Here is an 18,927-nt window from a genome sequence, read left to right on the forward strand (position 1 = left end):
TATGAACACCCCTTCCCATTCGATTCATCACGCCGCCGCCGTGGGTTATCAGGCCAACGCCGACCGCTACGTGAAAGGCCGGCCGGACTATCCGCCGGAAATCGCCGTCTGGCTGCGTGAGGTCATCGGCCTGCACGCCGGCATGACGGTTATCGATCTCGGCGCCGGCACCGGCAAATTCACCCCGCGCCTGCTGGAAACCGGCGCGCAGGCGATCGCCGTTGAACCGGTGGCGCACATGCTGGAGAAGCTGTCGGCGGCGCTGCCGCAGGTGAAAACGCTGGCGGGCACCGCCGAATCCATCCCGCTGCCGGATGAGTCGGTCGATGCCGTAGTGTGCGCGCAGTCCTTCCACTGGTTCGCCACGCCGCAAGCGCTGACTGAGATCCAGCGCATTCTCAAGCCCGGCGGCAAGCTCGGCCTGGTGTGGAACATGCGCGATGCGCGCGTCGGCTGGGTACGTAAACTGAATCAGATCGTCGACCGCCATGAAGGTGACGCGCCGCGTTTCTACACCGGCGAGTGGCGCAGGCTGTTTCCGTTCAAAGGGTTCGAACCGCTGCAGGAACAGGTGTTTATGCTCGGCCACCAGGGGGCGGTGGAAGACGTGATCTACAATCGGGTGCGCTCCACCAGCTTTATCGCCGCGCTGCCGCAGCCGCAGCAGGAACAGGTGATCGAGCAGGTTCGCCGGCTGGTGGCGGAAGAAGAGGATTTGCGGGGCAAGGAAAACGTCACCGTGCCTTATCAGACCAAGGCGTACTTCACCACCAAGCAATGAAACTCGGGCGCCGCACAGGCGCCCGGGTGGATCAGAAGGCTTTCTTGGCGTAGCCGGTGACCGCTTTCAGGCCCATTTCACGGCCCAGCGCGGTCATCGGGTGCACCACGATCAGGCCGCGCACGCTTTTCTTCAGCGAGCCCATGTCGGCCTGCTCTTTCTTGGTGATTTCACGGCTGAACGGCAGCTGGCTCAGCTTCTGCGCTTCCGCGCTCAGCTTCTCGACGCGCACGCCTTTCAGGCGCTCGATTTCCGCCGCCAGCTTCTCTTTCTCTTTGGTGTGCTGCGCGATCAGGTCAGGGTTGCCCTGCTGGATCACGGTGGCGTCTTTGTGGTTCAGTGCGTCCAGCAGGTCGCTAAGGCGCTTAATCTCTGCCTTTTCTTTCTCTTTCATGGTGTCTGGCCTGTTGTGCTCAATATGGCACGCTAATCAATGATGCCCACATTGTAGCAAAATGCGCGCGCCGTTACCCGTCTTGCGCAATGCCCGGCGGCAGGCCGCTCATCTCGCAGGCTTTGGCGCCGACGCGGGCCAAAGCCTGGGTATAGCGCGCATTGAACGGATAGCAGCAGGACAGCCGCAGCGCGTTGCGATAGCGGCCGCTGGGCGAATAGAGCGTGCCCGGCGTCAGGCAGATTTGCTCCTCCAGCAGCTGGTGAAACAGCGTCACGCTGTCGACCCCGGCCGGAAACTCCACCCAAAACACGAAGCCGCCGGCCGGCTGCGTCGCCCGGGTGCCGCGCGGGAAATGCTGCGCGATCAAGGCTCGCGCCTCGTCGACCTGTGCAGCATAGCGCTTGCGCAGGTTGCGCAAATGGTGATCGTAGCCGCCGCTTTCCAGGAAGGTGGCCAGCGTTTCCGACAGCAGCTGCGATTCGGACATCGACGAAACCGCCTTCAGCTTGCGCAACGCCTCGTTAAAGCGGCCGCCGCTGATCCAGCCGATGCGAAAGTCCGGCGCCAGCGTCTTGGTGAAGCTGGAGCAGAACAGCACCCAGCCTTCGCGATCGAAAGACTTCACCGCCGGCGACAGCGCGGAACCGAACTGGATCTCGGCATACAGCCCATCTTCAATCAGCGGCACCTGATGATCGTTCATCAGCCGCGCCAGCCGTTTTTTCGCCGCCAGCGGCATGGTGCAACCCAGCGGGTTCTGCACCGTCGGCATCACAATCACCGCGTTCAGCCGCCGTTCGTTCAGCAGCAGCTCCAGCGCGTCCAGCGACAGCCCCAGCTGCGGATCGGTCGGAATTTCCAGCGCCTTCAGCCCCAGGCTGGCCAGCAGCGGCAGCAGGTAGAAATAGGTGGGCGACTCCAGGCCGATGCAGTCGCCCGGTTTGGTGGTCGCCCGCAGCGCCAGCTGCAGCGCTTCCATGCAGCCGTGGGTCAGGGTAATGTCCCCCGGCTCCAGCAGCATGCCCAGCGTCATCGCGCGGCGGGCTATTTGCTGGCGCAGCCGCAGGCTGCCGGGCGGCAGCGCGTATTGGCCGATCAGGTTGGGCTGCCGGCGCAGCTGCGAAGACAGCATGCGGCCCAGCTTGCCGCCGGGATAGAAATCGGCGGTCTGCGGGCAGGCGAGGGAAATATTGGTGAACGCCGGGTTCTGCTGGGCGGCGAACACGGTATCGATCAGCGCCAGCACGTCGTCCGCCGGCGGCTCGATGCGCCCGCTGGGCTGGCTGGTCATTTTCAGCGCCGGCAGCGTGCTGCGCACGTAGAAACCCGACTGCGGCCGCGCCTCGATCAGCCCGCGGTCTTCCAGCGTGCGATAAGCCGCCACCACGGTGTTGATGCTGACGCTATGGGTCTGCGCGCAGCGCCGCACCGAGGGCAGGCGGCTGCCGGGCAGCAAGGTGCCGCGGCGGATGGCCTCCGCCAGCGTATCCGCCAGCTGCAGGTAGCGGGTTTCCGGTGTTTCATCGAGCAGGGTCACAGTTTCTCTCCAGGCAAGGGGTACAGTTTTAATTTCATGCAACTGTAACCATGACAATAGCTGATTTTTGGTTCTGTCACCATCCACTGCGACAGATTATGCTGACACCTTGTTATTCAGCCATTGCAAGGAACCCGTCATGCTGGACTCCGCCTTTGTCAGTTACGTCACCGTGATGTCGATCACCCCCGGCCCCAACAACCTGCTGCTGGCCTCGTCCGGCGTCAACTTCGGCCTGCGCCGCACCCTGCCGATGCTGTTCGGCATCAGCCTCGGCTGCGCGGTGCAATTGGCGCTGACCACCAGCCTGCTGGCGTTGGTGCTAAGCTGGGCGGGATCGATACGCTTTCCGCTGGCGGTGGTGGGCTGCGCCTACCTATTGTGGCTGTCGTGGAAACTGTTCCGCGCGGGTTCGCCGGACGCCAAACAGCAGGCGCGGCCGATGCGGCTGCTCAATGGCGCGCTGTTCCAGGCGGTCAATCCCAAAGCCTGGCTGATGGCGATTAACGTGGCGATCCTGTTTACGCCGCGCGAAGGAGCTAGCCTGAGCCATACGCTGATGACCATCGCCGCGTTCACCGCCCTGAACATCCCCTGCGTGCTGCTCTGGGCGATACTGGGCGACCGCCTGCGCGATGCGCTGCGGGTCGCCTGGAAACTGCGGTTGTTTAACGGCGTGATGTCGGGGCTGATGGCGGCAACCGCACTGTGGCTGCTGTTTGACGAATGGCGCGCGGCTGTTGCCTAACCGCGGCCAAGAGGGGACAGCCGGGAGGGCTGTTTGGCGCCGATGCCGGCGATCAAGTCGGTGACCGACAGCACCATGGTGGAACGCACCATCTGCTGATAACGCTGGCGCTGCATGGCGATCAGCGATTCATCCGCTTCGCCGGGCTGCAGGAAAGCAGGCGCCGGCGGCAGCGCGGCCACGCAGTGCAGCTCGCCGAACGGCCCGAGAATTTCGTCATCGACAAAGCGGTATTCCGTGCCGTCGTGGTTAAGCTCTTCACGCAACGCCATCAACAGCTCGGCATCTTCATATTCATGCCGTGAAATCACCCCCAGCCCGTACATCAGCTTCAGGCGCACCGACAGCTCACCCAGCGGCCCGGCGCCGGACAACAGCGGTTCGACGGCATATTTCACCGCGTAATCATCCTTGCGGAATACCTGCACCACCAGCACATTGAGCGCTTCCGCCAGCAGCTCTACCGCCGCGATCAGGAAACTGCGCACCGTCTTGCCTGCGTTCAGCTTTTCCAGAACCTGGTTTTCAAATGCCTGTGCTTCTTCCATCGTCGCTTTTCGAATGGCGTGGGGAGGGCCGTCGATGCCGAACCCGGGTTGCAGGAGCGCAGCAGGCTGCGCTCGGGTGTTCATCATCACGATCCTACTTGTGCATGGCGTTATACACAGCAACGGCCTCTTCTACAACCTCGCTTTCCGCCGGCAGGCCGGAAATTTGCGCCAGCGCGGCTTTCGGCCCAAGCTGGTTCAACAGTTCCGCCAACTCCAGCGCCTGCGGATCCTGTTCGCTGCGATAGCGCATGGCGGCGGCGATGCCCTGGATCAGATTGGCGTGCGGCAGGCCGTATTCCAGCGTGCCCAGCAGCGGTTTGATCAGGCGGTCGCCGGCGCTCAGCTTGCGCAGCGGCTGACGCCCCACGCGCTCGACGTCGTCGTGCAGATAAGGGTTTTCAAAGCGGCTGAGGATCTTGTCGATGTAGGCGGCATGCTTGTCGGCGTCGAAGCCGTAGCGTTTGATCAGCACCGCGCCGCTCTCCTCCATCGCCCCTTTCACTACCCGACGGATCGCCGGGTCGAGAATGGCATCGCGGATGGTTGGCGCGCCGGCCAGCTGGCCGAGGTAAGCGGTGATGGCATGACCGGTGTTGAGGGTAAACAGCTTGCGCTCGACGAACGCCATCAGGTTGTCGGTCAGCTCCATGCCGGCGATGGCCGGCGGTTGGCCTTTGAACTGGGTCTGGTCGACGATCCACTCGCTGAAGGTTTCCACCGTGACTTCCAGCGGATCGCTGCCGCCCGTTTCCGCCGGCGGCACGATGCGGTCCACCGCCGAGTCGACGAAGCCGACGTGCTGCTCGACCCAGGCCTGCTCGTCCTGCGGCAGCGCGTCGAATACGTGCTGCTTCAGCTGGCTGGTGCCGCGCACCATGTTCTCGCAGGCGATGATGTTCAGCGGCTGCTCGTTACCCTGCTGGTGGCGTTTGATCAGCCCCTTGGCGATAGTGCCGGCGATTTTGCCGAGGATCTGCGGGCCGACGGCGGTGGTGACGATATCGGCTTCAGCGATCAGCGCCACCGCCTCTTCACTGCCGCTGTTGACCGCGCTGACGTTGTTGACGCTCTCCACCCGCGCCTGTTCGCCCACCACGTGCACCTGGTAGCTCTTGCGGCTGTTCAACTGATCCAACACCGCCTGGTTGACGTCGGCGAACGTCAGTTCGGCGTGCGCGTCCGCCAGCAGTTTGCCGATAAAACCACGGCCGATGTTCCCGGCGCCGAAATGTAATGCTTTCATAACCCTACCTTCCTAATGTCGAAGGGTGCAGCAAGCTGCACCCTTAAAATGATTCCGTTATCAGGCTTTTTTGCCGCCGAGCAGATCCAGCACTTCCTGCACGCTTGTCGTGTGCGCCAACCGTTCGATGACGCTATCGTCGTCCAGCGCGTTGGTCAGGCTGGTAATCACCTGAATATGCTCGTTGTTGCGGGCGGCGATGCCGATCACCAGGCGGGCCACTTCATCCTCTTCGTCGCCAAAACGCACGCCCTGAGGATACTGGCAGAACACCACGCCGGTGCGCAGCACCCGATCCTTGGCTTCGATAGTGCCGTGCGGCACGGCGATCGACTCGCCCAGATAGGTGGAGGTGAGTTTTTCACGCTCCAGCATCGCCGCGACGTATTCCGGCTCGACGTAGCCGCCCTTCACCAGCTGCTCGCCGGCGAAGCGGATCGCCTGTTCTTTGTCGCTGGCCTGCAGGTTGAGGAACACGTTGCTCTCGCTCAGCTTGAACAGGTTCTGTTCGCTGGCTTCAAAGCTGTCGTCGGGCGCGCCGATCACCTTCTGCTGGTGGTCGGTGGTTTTATTGGCCGCCAGCAGGCGCTCGACCAGATCGCTGTACAGCTTGCTGTCGAGGAAATTGGTCAGCGAAATATGCTGCGCCTGCGGCGCATGACGCATGGCGCGCTCGGTCAGATCGCGGTGAGTGATCACCAGGTCGACGTCGTCCGGCAGGTTATTGATGGCGCTGTTGGTCACCGAGATGTTGTTCAGCCCGGCGTCGGCCACTTTCTTGCGCAGCACCCCGGCGCCCATGGCGCTGGAGCCCATGCCGGCGTCGCAGGCAACGATGATTTTGCGCACGGTGGTCAGGTCGCCGTCCACCGCTGCGTGCGCCGCTGCGCCGCCTTTAGACTGAGACTTCATCTCCTGCATGCGGCGTGTAGCTTCTTCCAGATCGTCGTCCTCTTTCACCTTCGAGGTTTTCAACAGCAAGGCGGAGACCACGAAGGATACCGCGAAGGCCGCGACCACCGCCGCAATGTTGGCGAAGTAGGCGCCTTTCGGCGTCATCGCCAGAATCGCCAGAATAGAGCCTGGGGAAGCCGGGGACACCAGGCCGCCGTTCAACAGGGTGAGCGTGAATACGCCGGTCATGCCGCCCAGAATCACCGCCAGCAGCAGGCGCGGGTTCATCAGCACGTACGGGAAATAAATTTCGTGAATACCACCCAGGAAGTGGATGATCGCCGCACCGCCGGCAGACTGCTTGGCGCTGCCGCGGCCGAAGAACATATAGGCCATCAGCACGCCCATGCCCGGGCCCGGGTTGGCTTCAATCAGGAAGAACACCGACTTGCCGGCCTCTGTGGCCTGCTGAATGCCCAGCGGCGAGAAGATGCCGTGGTTGATGGCGTTGTTCAGGAACAGGATTTTCGCCGGCTCGACGAAGATGGACGCCAGCGGCAGCAGGTTGTTCGTCACCATCACGTGCACGCCGGCCGCCAGCAGTTTGGACAGCACCTCCACCAGCGGCCCGATGCCCAGGAAGGCCAGGATCGCCAGCAGCATGCCGATGATGCCGGCGGAGAAGTTGTTCACCAGCATCTCAAAGCCGCTTTTGATCTTGCCGTCTACCCAGCGGTCAAAATGCTTGATAGCCCAGCCGCCTAACGGGCCGGCAATCATGGCGCCGAGGAACATCGGCATATCGGCGCCGACGATCACGCCCATGGTGGTGATGGCACCGACCACGCCGCCGCGATCGCCGCCCACCAGACGCCCGCCGGTATAACCGATCAGCAACGGCAGCAGGTAGGTGATCATCGGGCCGACCAGCTTGGCCAGGGTTTCATTCGGCAGCCAGCCGGTAGGAATGAATAACGCGGTTATGATACCCCAGGCGATAAAGGCGCCGATGTTGGGCATCACCATGTTGCTCAGAAAGCGGCCAAAGTTTTGCACTTTAACCTTGATGTCTGGTGAAAACATAAAACACACCCCTATTGTTACGCGCTGACAATAGAGCGCGCGATTATTGTTGTGACGATCCGGCCGTGTTTGTTGCCGTATGCGGGATGGACTCTATCACGCTGTTTTTACCGCGCGAACCTCACGGGATTTTTGTGATCACCATCACGCACAACACCCCCACACCTCGTCATTTATAGTGACAAAGATCACATTATTGCCGTGTAAATAAACCACAACGAGAACAAAATGGCGCTATAACGCGCAAAAACGTGATTAAAATCTCACTTTTAGACTGAGAGTTTGTTTTTAAATTGTGACAAATATCACAATTTATTTTGCCCGTGCTGGCCGAATCCAGGCCATGAAGCGATCTTCCCTGTGGACATTCATCTCGCCGGGAAATAGCAATGCGATGAATGAAAGAAAACTACATGACGGAACAGAATGATTAATTGAAGTGTAGTACAAGAAGCGTGGCGCAAGACGCAAGCAAGCTATTGGAAAGGCTGGAAGGAAAGAGCTCAGGCCGGCGAGCCGGCCTGAACTTTAAACAAGAAAAAGCTTACTGAGTCACGCTCTGAATGGTCTTCTGCGCGTTCAGCAGATCCTGCTGCTTGGCCACCAGGTTCGACATCATGGTGTTGTACTGCGTCGCCTGCTGAGCGGTGCGGAACTGAACGCCATTATTGTTGAAGCTGACCTGATTGCCCTGGGTCTGCAAGAAATCGCCAACCTGCACCAGATCCTGCACGAAGCCGGCGGTGGTCGGGATCGCCGGCATCAGCGCGTTAGCCGGTGCGGTGACGATTTTGTCATACGCCTGGTTATACACCGCTTTCAGATCGTCCGGCAGTTTCAGCGCCGCGCGAGCGGTATCCGCCTGCGATTTGGCCGACTGAATCTGCTGCCCAAGCAGGTTCAACGCCCCTACCGACTGCTGCAGGGCGTCGCGCTTGGTCATATAATCCTGCGCGGTGCGGATCTGGTTAATCTGATCCAGCGCCGGCGTCAGGCTGGCGCCGACGGATTTGGACAACTGCTGGGAAAAGCCGACTAAAATGGCGTAATCGCCGGCATAATTGCCGAACTTCTGTTTCTGATCTTCGCTCAGCGTAGGGATGCTCGCCCCGCTGCGCATGACCGTATTCTGTAAGTAATCAATGAACGCTTTGCGTTGTTCCGGCTCTTTATCGCCGCAGGCGGTCAACTGCATGACCACCAACAATGCCAATACCGGTGCCAACCAACGCGCGAAGCCTCTGCTCTGGATCCCTACCGCCATGTGACATAACTCCTGTTATAAACCTGCTTTTTCATCGGACTCCGTCCCTTTTTCTGCACTCCGTGCGCCTATAAGAATAGATCAACTGACGGCGATCCGATACGCGATTCCGCTTGCGATGAACATTACCGGGCCGGACGCGGCAAAATGCCGTGAACAAAACGCGCTTGCCTTCATCAGCGTCGAGCTATCAGGCGCTTCGTGTCGCCCCCCAAGTCGCCAGGCGACCTTACCTTTGAATTGCGCCTGCGGATATAAAAAAGGCGCCCGCAGGCGCCTTTTCAGGGTGAACAACGATTACTGCAGCACGGAGATATCCGCCACCTGCAGGAACAGCTCGCGCAGCTTGCTCAGCAGCGTCAGACGGTTCACGCGCACTTCCGCGTCGTCCGCCATGACCATCACGTTGTCGAAGAACGCATCCACCGGCTCGCGCAGCGCGGCCAGCTCCACCAGCGCTTCCTGGTAGTTGCCCGCCGCGAAGTACGGCTGCAGCTTGTCGCGCAGCACCACCAGGTGAGTCGCCAGCTGGATCTCAGCCGCGTCCTTCAGCACCGAGGCACGCACGCTGTCGTTCAGCGTATCGGTCGACTTGGCCAGAATATTGGAGACGCGCTTGTTGGCCGCAGCCAGCGCGGCCGCCGCTTCCAGGGTGCGGAAGTGGGTCACCGCCTTGACGCGGGCGTCGAAGTCGGCCGGCCTGGTCGGACGGCGCGCCAGCACCGCCTGAATGGTGTCTACCGCGTGGCCTTCTTCCTGATACCAGGCGCGGAAACGGCCCAGCATGAACTCCACTACGTCGTCGACCACCTTGGCGTTGGTCAGCTTGCTGCCGTACAGGCGCACGGCCTCTTCGGTCAGGGTTTGCAGATCCAGCGGCAGGTTTTTCTCCACGATGATGCGCAGCACGCCCAGCGCGGCGCGGCGCAGGGCGAACGGGTCCTTGTCGCCTTTCGGATGCTGCCCGATGCCGAAGATGCCGGCCAGGGTGTCCATTTTGTCGGCGATCGCCAACGAGCAGGCCACCAGCGACTGCGGCAGCGCATCGCCGGCGAAGCGCGGCTGATATTGCTCGTTCAGCGCAACCGCCACGTCTTCCGCTTCACCGTCGTGGCGCGCATAGTGCATGCCCATCACGCCCTGGGTGTCGGTGAACTCGAACACCATATTGGTCATCAGGTCGCACTTCGACAGCAGGCCCGCGCGGGTAGCGTGGTTGACGTCGGCGCCGATCTGGCCGGCAACCCAGCCCGCCAGCGCCTGAATGCGATCGGTCTTGTCGCGCAGGGTGCCCAGCTGCTGTTGAAACAGCACGGTTTCCAGGCGCGGCAGGTTGTCTTCCAGACGTTTCTTGCGGTCGGTATTGAAGAAGAACTCGGCGTCGGCCAGACGCGGGCGCACCACTTTCTCGTTACCGGAGATGATTTGCTGCGGATCTTTCGACTCGATGTTCGCCACGAAGATAAAGTTCGGCAGCAGTTTGCCCGCGGCGTCGTACACCGGGAAATACTTCTGGTCGCCCTTCATGGTGTACACCAGCGCTTCCGCCGGCACCGCCAGGAATTTCTCTTCGAACTTCGCGGTCAGCACCACCGGCCATTCCACCAGCGAGGCCACTTCTTCCAGCAGGCTTTCGCTCAGATCGGCCTTGCCGCCAATCTGCTGCGCCGCCAGCTCGGCGTCGCGCTTGATCAACGCCTTGCGGGCTTCGTAATCGGCGATCACCTTGCCGCGTTCCTGCAGGATCTGCGGGTATTGGTCGGCGTTGTCGAGGCTGAACTCGGCTTCGCCCATAAAGCGGTGGCCGCGCACGGTGCGCGCAGATTCAATGCCCAGCACGGTGCCCGGGATCAGTTCTGAACCCAGCAGCATGGTGACGGTGTGAACCGGGCGCACGAACTGCACCTCGGAATCGCCCCAGCGCATCAGTTTCGGGATCGGCAGTTTGGACAGCGCGGTGCTGACCATACCGGCCAGCAGCAGCTGGGCGGACTGGCCCTTGACGTGGGCGCGGTACATCAACCACTCGCCTTTGTCGGTCACCAGGCGCTCGGCCTGATCGACGGTGATGCCGCAGCCGCGCGCCCAACCTTCGGCCGCTTTGCTCGGCTTGCCTTCGGCGTCGAACGCCTGGGCGATAGCCGGGCCGCGTTTTTCAACTTCGCGATCGGCCTGCGCCGCGCTCAGGTTGGCCACTTTAAGCGCCAAACGGCGCGGCGCGGCAAACCAGCTCACTTCGCCGTGTTCGAGGTTGGCGTTATCCAGCTCGGCGGTAAAATTGGCGGCGAAGGATTCCGCCAGTGAACGAAGAGCCTTCGGCGGCAGCTCTTCCGTGCCGATTTCCACCAGGAAAGTCTGTTGAGTCATGGCTGCCTCTTAGTTCTCGTTCTTTTTGCACATCGGGAAGCCCAGCGCTTCGCGGGAAGCGTAGTAGGCCTCGGCAACGGCTTTGGTCAGCGTGCGAATGCGCAGAATATAACGCTGGCGCTCGGTCACCGAAATCGCCTTGCGCGCATCCAGCAGGTTAAAGGTGTGGCCGGCCTTCAGAATGCGTTCGTAAGCCGGCAACGGCAGCGGTTTTTCCAGCGCCAGCAGCGACTGAGCTTCTTTCTCGTACTGCTCGAAGCAGGAGAACAGGAAGTCCACGTCGGCGTATTCGAAGTTGTAAGTGGATTGCTCCACCTCGTTCTGATGGAACACGTCGCCATAGGTGGTGACGCCCAGCGGGCCATTGCTCCATACCAGATCGTAAACGCTGTCCACGCCCTGGATGTACATCGCCAGGCGCTCCAGACCGTAGGTGATCTCGCCGGTCACCGGTTTGCACTCCAGGCCGCCGACCTGCTGGAAGTAGGTGAACTGCGTCACTTCCATGCCGTTCAGCCACACTTCCCAACCCAGGCCCCAGGCGCCGAGCGTCGGGTTTTCCCAGTTGTCTTCAACGAAACGGATGTCGTGAATGGTCGGATCCAGACCCAGCTCTTTCAGCGAGCCCAGGTAGAGTTCCTGAATGTTGTCCGGCGATGGCTTAATCACCACCTGGAACTGATAGTAGTGTTGCAGACGGTTCGGGTTTTCGCCGTAGCGGCCGTCGGTCGGGCGGCGGGATGGCTGCACGTAGGCGGCGGCCATCGGCTCCGGGCCCAGTGCGCGCAGGCAGGTCATCGGGTGAGAGGTGCCCGCGCCGACTTCCATGTCCAATGGTTGAACGATGGTGCAGCCCTGGCGCGCCCAATAGTCCTGCAGTGTCAGGATCAGGCCCTGAAAGGTCTTGGTATCAAACTTTTGCATGTTGAATTCGCACGCGATACAAGTGGATTTAGATGGAATGCGCCAGTATACCCGTTGACCGTAAGATATACAGCCAGAATCCGGCAACAAGTGCGAATCGGTCAAGAAGCGTTGAACTTTTATGCACCCAAATGAGGCAACTGCGCCCGCAGAGTGCCGCCCTGCCGCAAAATTGCGCCGGATACCCGCCCCCTGCCGGCAAAAGCGCCGCTGGCACCGATCTTGCTGCTTCCTGACATCCAACCTGCCCAGGAGGCCTGCTGATGACCCACGCCCTGACCGACAGCCGCTATCGCTACCGCATTTTCGCCATGGTATTCCTTATCGCGCTGATCAATTACGTCGACCGCGGCGCCCTTTCGTTCGCCGCCAACGATATTTCTCATGAATTCAACTTCGACAAGGCGCAGCTGGGCGCCGTGCTCGGCTACTTCGGCTTCGGTTACCTGTTCGGTTCGCTATGCGGCGGTTTTCTCGCCGACCGTATCGGCACCAAAAAAGTCTGGCTGCTGGCCGGCGCCCTGTGGTCGCTGCTGGAGATTGCCACCGCCTGGGCCGGCGAGCTGGGCGTGGCGCTGTTCGGCGGCTCGGCTATCCTGGGTTTCGCCGCGCTGCGCATCATGTTCGGCTTTGCCGAAGGGCCGGCCTATGCGCTGATGAACAAAACCATCGCCCACTGGGCGCCGCGCAAAGAGCGGGGATTCGCGCTGGGCATAGGCCTGCTCAGCACCCAGGTCGGTGCGCTGCTGACCGCGCCTTTGGCGGTCGGCCTGCTGCTGTTGACCGGCGACTGGCGCAGCATGTTTATGCTGTTGGGGTTGTTCTCGCTGCTCGCCATTTTGCTGTTCGCCCGCGGATTCACCGATACCCCGCAGCAACACCCGCGGGTCAACGCCGCCGAACTGGCGGCAATCGAAGCGGGGCAGCAGCCCGCAGGACCGCAGCCTCGCCTGCCCTGGTGGGCGTTTTTCACCAACCGCACGCTGGTGTTCAACGCGCTGGGCTACTTCTCTTTCCTGTACGTAACCTTTGTGCTGGTCACCTGGGGGCCCAAATACCTGCAGGATACCTTTAACTACGACCTGCGCTCGCTATGGTACGTGGCGATGATCCCCTGGAGCGGCGCCTGCTTCACCGTACTGCTGGGCGGGCGCCTTGCCGATGCCCTGCTGCGGCGCTTCGGCAATCTGCGGCTGGCGCGCAATCTGTTCGCCGCGGTGACGCTGTTGCTGACCGCGATATGCTTCCTGTTGATCCCATTTATGCGCTCGCCGGCAGAAATCATTTTGCTGATGACCCTGGGCAATGCGCTGAATGCGTTAGTGAATAACGTCTATTGGTCGGTAGTGATCGATGTCACGCCGAAAGCCTCGGTAGGCGCCTACAGCGGCATGACGCTGGCGATAGCCAACGTGGCCGCCATCACCGCACCGATGCTGAGCGGGTGGTTGGCGCAACACCACGGCTATGGCGCGATGTTCTTTGCCACCGCCGCCGTCTCCTTCTGCAGCATGCTGTGCATGACGCTGCTGCAACCGGAAAAGAAAATAGCCATGCCCCCGACGGCGCCGGGAACCTCCAAGCTGCAGCGAACCTCCTACTGAACGCCCACCCGCGCCGTTCGTCTCTGCCTGAAACCGTTCGCGCTTCAGGCAGAGAATAATTCCGCTGGTTTTTATCACGGGAATATCTTGCCGGTGTTGAGAAACCTCCCTACAAGTAAATAGAATGAAAAAAACGATAACTCAGTGTTATATGATGCCTTTATCAGTAGCGCGCACCCGTCGGCTAAAATTTACTTGCCATAGTGACTCTGTTAGGATAAATAATTGGAGTTGCCTGGCGGTTGAAAATTTAATTAGGGAAAATATTTAAAATGATAGAGCTCTTTGACGTAAACTATAATCTCCTGTCCGATAATAGATCAAGAGAGTTATTCTCTCTTAGAAAGAAAACGTTTAAAGATCGTCTCGATTGGATCGTCAGTTGTGAAAACAACATGGAATTTGATGAGTATGACGATCGCCACACCACTTATGTTTTTGGCACCTATAAAGACCAGGTTATTTGCAGCCTGCGATTTATCGAAACCAGAAACCCTAATATGATCAGCGGCGGCGAATTTAACGCTTATTTCAATAATATCAGCCTGCCCGAAGGCAATTATGTTGAAGCCAGCAGATTATTTATCGATAAAGAACGCGTTAAAGCCCTGCAGCTTCGTCGGCAGCCAATCAGCGCGATCCTTTTCCTTTCCATGATTAATTACGCCAGAAGTTCGGGTTATCAGGGCATTTACGCCATTATCAGCCACCCTATGTTGGTTATTTTCCAACGCTCGGGGTGGGAGATATCGGTGGTGGAAACCGGTTGTTCCGAGAAAAACCAAAATATTTATCTGGTTTATATGCCAATAGACGATGCCAACCAGCAGCGGCTGATCGCGCGCATCGCTCAGCAAACTCGCCTGCCGGACAACCCTATGAGCGCATGGCCGTTATCGTTCCCCGTCCGGGAGCAGCGGGCGGATCAGCTGCAGCTCAACGCCTAACCTGATGGCGTGCTTGGCATTGGTAACGCCCAACTTCTTGACCGCATTGCCAATATGATATTTTACTGTGGTGAGCTTTATCCCCAGGATAAGCGCGATCTCCTGATAGGATTTCCCCATGCTTGCCCAGTAAATAATCTCATTCTCACGCTTCGAAAAGAACTCCCGCTGATTCATTCGTTCAAAGTCCGCTGAAGTATTCACGCTCTGATAATTTTCCGTGAGCTTTTCATGCGTAGTAATCAACAGCATCTGAATTTTTTCTTTGTTGTTTTCGAGCTGTTCTTCTATATCCTCGTCACAATGCTCATCCAGCATAATGGAGAGCACAACCAAATTATGATTATGATCGTGCAGCACGAAAGTATAGCCATTTATCACATTGTAATTTTTAGCCATATCAAAAATTTTTGGCAATTTAAGCCCGGAACCGATCTTGAGATCTTTATCCCAGGTGAATGGCGTTATTCTGTGCGATGCGGTAATCAATACGGGATCGATAAATTGATAGTTGTTTTTAATATAAAACTCAAACCATTCCGTTCTATTTGAAATGATGGAAAAATTGGCCGGATTCCTTTTATTCATTATCGCATAAGCATATTTTATATTATTGTATACGCTCAGCTGCTCTTCCAAATGATTTTTTATGGAGGTGTTAATGACTTCGTTATTGAAAAATAAATTAGACACGCATCAATCCTCTTAAAAAACCAAGATTCCATCATAAATAGCGAGCGAATTATAACATAGAGTTATTCCCTAGCATAATCATATTAAAAAAACCCTGTATATTTACATGGTTAATATAATAATTCATAACGAAGAAAACCGCAGATGCAAATAAACCAAGTTTATTAGCGCTGATGAAATAAAATCTTATCTTCGATTGCGGGATATTAAGGCGGAACGAACGGGCGGCAGGGACAAAGTAACCTTGAGTTAACGCTTATTAAACATAACTTTAATAATTGCGCAGCGTTTTATAAACACTATGGCGAAATGGCATTTTGACGAGGCGGGGTCGATCGGTACGCGGAGCCGCTGACAACGGGCTTTACACCCGAGACTGTGCCGCCACGGGAGAAACAAATTGACAGTGAATATTTGGTTATACAATAATAAGTAAAATTTTCCCTGGTGTTGGCCAAATGGCTACCTGATCCTTTATAGGATCAGTTTTTTTTTGTGCTGCAGAAGCTTCTTGTTATACAACAACAATAAGCACTTTTATTCGCGAATGATAGTTGTACTAAAGTACAGTTTTGCCTGCACCTTTCCCCCCGAACGCTCCCTCAACGCCCGATAGCCCCCTTGCCACAGGCTCAGAAACGCGCGCTGACGCCGACGTTGTACATAAACTGCTCGCCGCTGCTCAGCCCGCCGGTTTGCGATACCGTCGCGAAAGCCGCCACCCGATCGGTCAACGGCATATTAGCCCCCAGGGTAACGTCCACCCAGTTTTTATCCTGGTCGGCGCTGTCGCGGGTAAACGAGGTTTGCGTCGATTTCAGGCCGCCGCCGGCGCGATAGACGTCGTCGCCGAACTGGTGCTGATAGCTCACTTCCGCATAGGGGTTAAACAGGCCGAAGCGGGTATCCAGGCGCCATCCCAACGCGCCAATCTGTGAGTGGTAGGTCTGATCGTTGAAGCGCATGGCGGTGCTGTCGTCACCGTTTTCGCTGTACCCCGCAACCCGGCTGTAATCCCAGGCAAATTGCGCCATCGGCCCGGTCGTCAGATAAGACGTGATGGGGAAATCATAGCCGGCGGCAATGCGCGCTCCCCACTGCTTGCCGGAGGTCGAGCCGGTCTCGGTGCGGGCCAAAGGCCCAAGCTGCATGCTGCGGCGAATATCGTCATAGTCCATTGCAGCATAGTGCAGATCGGCATTCACCCACCCCCGCTCGAAGAACGCCAGCGAGGTAAACGCCGATAGCAGCAGGCCGCGCGCCTTATACTCGTAACGGCCGGACGGTTGCTGATCGTCGTTGGAGCCGGAAATCAGCGCACCGAACAGCCAGCCGTCGGTCAGCTGATAGTCCACCCCCAGCGTCAGATTATGCGTCGTGGCGTTGCCGTCCCCCGCTGCCAGGTTGGCGGAGTAATCATAATGCTGGCCGGCATAACCACCGAACACGCCCAGCGAACCCTGAGGGTTCCCGCCGTAGCGCAGCTGCTGGAAGCGGCTGTCGAGCGTCGCGCGGCTGTCACGCGCCATCGCCGCCGTCGCCTGATTCAACGCCACCACCTGCGCCGGGCCGTCCAGCACCGCCTGGATATAATCGGCAATCAGCAGATGCGCCTGCGGGCTGGGGTGGAAATGGTCGGAGAACAGATAGGACTGGTCGCCGTCGAAGCCGGGCATGCCGGAACGGCACACCGCCGAGGAAACGCCAGCCGGGCAGGCCATGCCGGCGGTATTGGCGAAGCCGAACTGCGCCGGATTGGCGATAGCCTCACCGAACAGTTTATTCACGTCCACCCGCACGATATTGCCGCCGCCCTGCGCCAGCAGGCGGTCTTCACTCTGGTTATAGAAATCGGTCAGCTGTGCCGCCTGCGCGCTCAGGCTGTCGTAGGCGGCAATCAACTGAGCAGCGATCGCCTGCTGCACCTGCGGAATGGCGCTGCCTTGCCGGGCGGCGGCGGCCAGCGCCTCATGGATCGCCTGGGTGCGCGACGCGTTGTCCGGGGTGGTTAACGAATTGAGGCTGGCATAGGCTGCCTGTATCGCAGCGCCCTGCACCGGCGGCAGCGCCTGTTGAATGATGAGCTCCATCAGCTGCGGCGTTGAGCCGATATTCGGCACCGTCGGCACAATCACCGTGCCGGCGCCGGCGTTCAGCAAGGAGTGCACCTGTGCGGCCGCCGCAGCCGCGCTGTTGTAGGCGACGCCGGGCGCAGTGGCCGGGTTCAGCGCCGCCGCCGCCAGATCGTTGCCGCCAATCCAGTGGATATACAGCCCATCGCCGTCGGCCCGGCCATCGACCCGATTCAGGTAGCTCTGCACCTGATCCTGCGTATTGTCCGCCGGATTCAGAGCAGGCACCGCCACTCCGCCGCCTGCGGCATAGTTGTCCCCACCGTTGTCGGACGCCGCCAGCGCGGCGCCAATGCGCTGCGCCAGCACCTCGTCATACAGCAGGTGCCGATCGCCATCATAGGTAAACCGACCGTTATTGCCGGTGTCGCTCAGGCTGTCGCCAAACACGTAGAGCTGGTCGTAAGCCTGAACCGGGGTAGCCATAGAACATAATATTGCCACTGCAAGCGCCGCCGGGCGCGGCATGCACGTTATTTTTAGAGGCATGAATCGACTCCTGAGAGCCAGCAAAAAGGAAGCGTCGTTTTTATCATTGGCCTTTTTCAGTTCCGGCCATGTAGTAAATATTGCTGGCTTTTTCGCCACGTCAAGTCAGGCGATGATAAAACAATCAGAGACTTGCCAAGCACGCCGCTTCGGGCGATGATTACTGTAAATAAACACAGCATAGGGACGATCAATATGGCAGATGAACGTTGCGGTTGGGTGACGGCAGATCCGTTATATCTCGAGTATCACGATAAGGAATGGGGCGCACCGACCACCGATGCGCGCGAGCTGTTTGAGATGCTGTGCCTGGAAGGCCAGCAGGCCGGTTTGTCCTGGATCACCGTGTTGAAAAAACGCGAAAACTATCGCCGCGCCTTCCACGATTTCGATCCGCAACGGGTGGCCGCCATGACCGAACAGGACGTGGAAAGGCTGCTGCAGGACAGCGGCATCATCCGCCACCGCGGCAAGATAGAAGCCATCATCACCAACGCCCGGGCCTATCTGGCGATGGAGGCGGCCGGTGAAGACTTCGTCGCCTTCATCTGGCAATTTGTCGGTGGCCAGCCGCAGCTTAATGGCTGGCAAGCGCCGAACCAGGTGCCGGCCAAGACCGAGATCTCGGACGCCATGTCCAAGGCGCTGAAAAAACGCGGCTTTAAATTTATCGGTTCCACCATTTGCTATGCCTTTATGCAGGCCAGCGGGCTGGTGAACGATCATCTGACAGGGTGCCTCTGCTACCCAAAGCCGCACTGATCCGCCCCTGCGGCCCGGCCGATGTCGAACGGCTGATGGCATTGTGGCTGCCCAGCACCATCGCAGCCCACCCGTTCGTGGCGGAAGAATACTGGCGGCAAAGCGCCACGCTGGTACGGGAAAATTACCTGCCGCGAGCGCAAAGCTGGGCCTGCTGGCAGGGGAATGAGATCGTCGGTTTTATCAGCGTGCTGGATGAGCAGTTTATCGGCGCGCTGTTTGTCGAGCGCCAGTTTCACGGGCGCGGCGTCGCGGCGGCGCTGATGACGCATGTGCAACAGCGCTATCGCCGATTGAGCCTGGAGGTCTACCAGCAGAACCTGCGTGCCTGCGCCTTCTATCATAAGCTGGGCTTTCGCACTGCACAGCGGCTGTTCAACGAGGAAACTCAGGCCTATACGCTGATCATGAACTGGCCATCGATCGAAAACCCCGCACTTTACGGTTAAAAAGGGCGCATCCGGCCATCGGGTGCGCTCAATTCGGAATTCGCTGCATGGTGCAGCCCCGC

Annotated in this window: 16 protein-coding genes; 6 read left to right on the forward strand and 10 right to left on the reverse strand. The window is 59.0% G+C overall.

Annotation, left to right across the window (positions count from 1 at the left end; genetic code table 11):
* Position 1: 1 nt before the first annotated feature.
* On the forward strand, positions 2-781 hold the full coding sequence (locus tag KHA73_RS22855) for a class I SAM-dependent methyltransferase (RefSeq protein WP_234586964.1): 780 nt from the start codon (positions 2-4) through the stop codon (positions 779-781).
* A 31-nt stretch (positions 782-812) separates the two neighbouring features.
* Here the strand turns inward: KHA73_RS22855 and KHA73_RS22860 are convergent, their stop codons facing one another.
* Entirely contained in the window at positions 813-1,175 is a 363-nt protein-coding gene (locus KHA73_RS22860) for a YibL family ribosome-associated protein (protein ID WP_234586965.1), read from the reverse strand.
* A 73-nt stretch (positions 1,176-1,248) separates the two neighbouring features.
* Positions 1,249-2,715 (reverse strand): aminotransferase-like domain-containing protein, encoded by a 1,467-nt coding sequence (locus tag KHA73_RS22865; RefSeq protein ID WP_234586967.1) that lies wholly within the window; start codon positions 2,713-2,715, stop codon positions 1,249-1,251.
* Between the two features lie 139 nt (positions 2,716-2,854).
* Here KHA73_RS22865 and KHA73_RS22870 point away from each other — a divergent pair, with 139 nt between their 5' ends.
* Complete coding sequence (locus KHA73_RS22870; RefSeq protein WP_234586969.1) at positions 2,855-3,463, forward strand: LysE family translocator; 609 nt, start codon at positions 2,855-2,857, stop codon at positions 3,461-3,463.
* Here KHA73_RS22870 and KHA73_RS22875 read toward each other — a convergent pair.
* The 6 genes from KHA73_RS22875 to glyQ all read right to left on the reverse strand — a co-directional run bounded on the left by KHA73_RS22875 (position 3,460) and on the right by glyQ (position 11,789).
* A complete protein-coding gene (locus KHA73_RS22875) occupies positions 3,460-4,011 on the reverse strand; it encodes an MltR family transcriptional regulator (protein ID WP_061797859.1) in 552 nt (183 codons plus the stop codon). The genes KHA73_RS22870 and KHA73_RS22875 overlap by 4 nt on opposite strands.
* Positions 4,012-4,105: 94 nt before the next feature.
* Complete coding sequence (locus KHA73_RS22880; protein WP_234586971.1) at positions 4,106-5,257, reverse strand: mannitol-1-phosphate 5-dehydrogenase; 1,152 nt, start codon at positions 5,255-5,257, stop codon at positions 4,106-4,108.
* Between the two features lie 60 nt (positions 5,258-5,317).
* Positions 5,318-7,234, reverse strand: a complete 1,917-nt coding sequence (locus tag KHA73_RS22885; RefSeq protein WP_234586972.1) for a PTS mannitol transporter subunit IICBA — start codon at positions 7,232-7,234, stop codon at positions 5,318-5,320.
* Between the two features lie 544 nt (positions 7,235-7,778).
* A complete protein-coding gene (locus KHA73_RS22890; RefSeq protein ID WP_234586974.1) occupies positions 7,779-8,498 on the reverse strand; it encodes a DUF3053 domain-containing protein in 720 nt (239 codons plus the stop codon).
* A gap of 297 nt (positions 8,499-8,795) precedes the next feature.
* On the reverse strand, positions 8,796-10,865 hold the full coding sequence (glyS, locus tag KHA73_RS22895; RefSeq protein ID WP_234586976.1) for a glycine--tRNA ligase subunit beta: 2,070 nt from the start codon (positions 10,863-10,865) through the stop codon (positions 8,796-8,798).
* A gap of 9 nt (positions 10,866-10,874) precedes the next feature.
* Positions 10,875-11,789 (reverse strand): glycine--tRNA ligase subunit alpha, encoded by a 915-nt coding sequence (gene glyQ / locus KHA73_RS22900; RefSeq protein ID WP_234586978.1) that lies wholly within the window; start codon positions 11,787-11,789, stop codon positions 10,875-10,877.
* A gap of 263 nt (positions 11,790-12,052) precedes the next feature.
* On the opposite strand from glyQ, the gene KHA73_RS22905 reads away from it, so the two are divergent.
* Positions 12,053-13,393, forward strand: coding sequence for an MFS transporter (locus KHA73_RS22905; protein ID WP_234586980.1), 1,341 nt, complete (start codon positions 12,053-12,055; stop codon positions 13,391-13,393).
* Positions 13,394-13,665: 272 nt separating this feature from the next.
* On the forward strand, positions 13,666-14,340 hold the full coding sequence (locus KHA73_RS22910; RefSeq protein ID WP_234586982.1) for an acyl-homoserine-lactone synthase: 675 nt from the start codon (positions 13,666-13,668) through the stop codon (positions 14,338-14,340).
* On the opposite strand, the gene KHA73_RS22915 is transcribed toward KHA73_RS22910, so the two are convergent.
* Both KHA73_RS22915 and KHA73_RS22920 read right to left on the reverse strand, forming a co-directional pair.
* On the reverse strand, positions 14,287-15,033 hold the full coding sequence (locus KHA73_RS22915; protein WP_234586983.1) for a helix-turn-helix transcriptional regulator: 747 nt from the start codon (positions 15,031-15,033) through the stop codon (positions 14,287-14,289). The genes KHA73_RS22910 and KHA73_RS22915 overlap by 54 nt on opposite strands.
* A 632-nt stretch (positions 15,034-15,665) precedes the next feature.
* A complete protein-coding gene (locus tag KHA73_RS22920) occupies positions 15,666-17,654 on the reverse strand; it encodes an autotransporter outer membrane beta-barrel domain-containing protein (RefSeq protein WP_234586985.1) in 1,989 nt (662 codons plus the stop codon).
* A 195-nt stretch (positions 17,655-17,849) separates the two neighbouring features.
* On the opposite strand from KHA73_RS22920, the gene KHA73_RS22925 reads away from it, so the two are divergent.
* Both KHA73_RS22925 and KHA73_RS22930 read left to right on the forward strand, forming a co-directional pair.
* On the forward strand, positions 17,850-18,416 hold the full coding sequence (locus tag KHA73_RS22925; RefSeq protein WP_234586987.1) for a DNA-3-methyladenine glycosylase I: 567 nt from the start codon (positions 17,850-17,852) through the stop codon (positions 18,414-18,416).
* Complete coding sequence (locus KHA73_RS22930) at positions 18,413-18,865, forward strand: N-acetyltransferase (RefSeq protein WP_234591373.1); 453 nt, start codon at positions 18,413-18,415, stop codon at positions 18,863-18,865. The genes KHA73_RS22925 and KHA73_RS22930 overlap by 4 nt, the downstream gene beginning before the upstream one ends.
* Positions 18,866-18,927 lie beyond the last annotated feature (62 nt).

Source organism: Serratia entomophila (assembly GCF_021462285.1).
Classification (GTDB): Bacteria; Pseudomonadota; Gammaproteobacteria; order Enterobacterales; family Enterobacteriaceae; genus Serratia; species Serratia entomophila.

Bases quoted from the DNA above. Each gene is read 5' to 3' on its own strand.
- glyQ (WP_234586978.1), bottom strand. From the start codon at position 11,789: ATGCAAAAGTTTGATACCAAGACCTTTCAGGGCCTGATCCTGACACTG.
- KHA73_RS22910 (WP_234586982.1), top strand. From the start codon at position 13,666: ATGATAGAGCTCTTTGACGTAAACTATAATCTCCTGTCCGATAATAGA.
- KHA73_RS22920 (WP_234586985.1), bottom strand. From the start codon at position 17,654: ATGCCTCTAAAAATAACGTGCATGCCGCGCCCGGCGGCGCTTGCAGTG.
- KHA73_RS22885 (WP_234586972.1), bottom strand. From the start codon at position 7,234: ATGTTTTCACCAGACATCAAGGTTAAAGTGCAAAACTTTGGCCGCTTT.
- KHA73_RS22870 (WP_234586969.1), top strand. From the start codon at position 2,855: ATGCTGGACTCCGCCTTTGTCAGTTACGTCACCGTGATGTCGATCACC.
- KHA73_RS22860 (WP_234586965.1), bottom strand. From the start codon at position 1,175: ATGAAAGAGAAAGAAAAGGCAGAGATTAAGCGCCTTAGCGACCTGCTG.
- KHA73_RS22905 (WP_234586980.1), top strand. From the start codon at position 12,053: ATGACCCACGCCCTGACCGACAGCCGCTATCGCTACCGCATTTTCGCC.
- KHA73_RS22875 (WP_061797859.1), bottom strand. From the start codon at position 4,011: ATGGAAGAAGCACAGGCATTTGAAAACCAGGTTCTGGAAAAGCTGAAC.
- KHA73_RS22880 (WP_234586971.1), bottom strand. From the start codon at position 5,257: ATGAAAGCATTACATTTCGGCGCCGGGAACATCGGCCGTGGTTTTATC.
- glyS (WP_234586976.1), bottom strand. From the start codon at position 10,865: ATGACTCAACAGACTTTCCTGGTGGAAATCGGCACGGAAGAGCTGCCG.
- KHA73_RS22855 (WP_234586964.1), top strand. From the start codon at position 2: ATGAACACCCCTTCCCATTCGATTCATCACGCCGCCGCCGTGGGTTAT.
- KHA73_RS22925 (WP_234586987.1), top strand. From the start codon at position 17,850: ATGGCAGATGAACGTTGCGGTTGGGTGACGGCAGATCCGTTATATCTC.
- KHA73_RS22890 (WP_234586974.1), bottom strand. From the start codon at position 8,498: ATGGCGGTAGGGATCCAGAGCAGAGGCTTCGCGCGTTGGTTGGCACCG.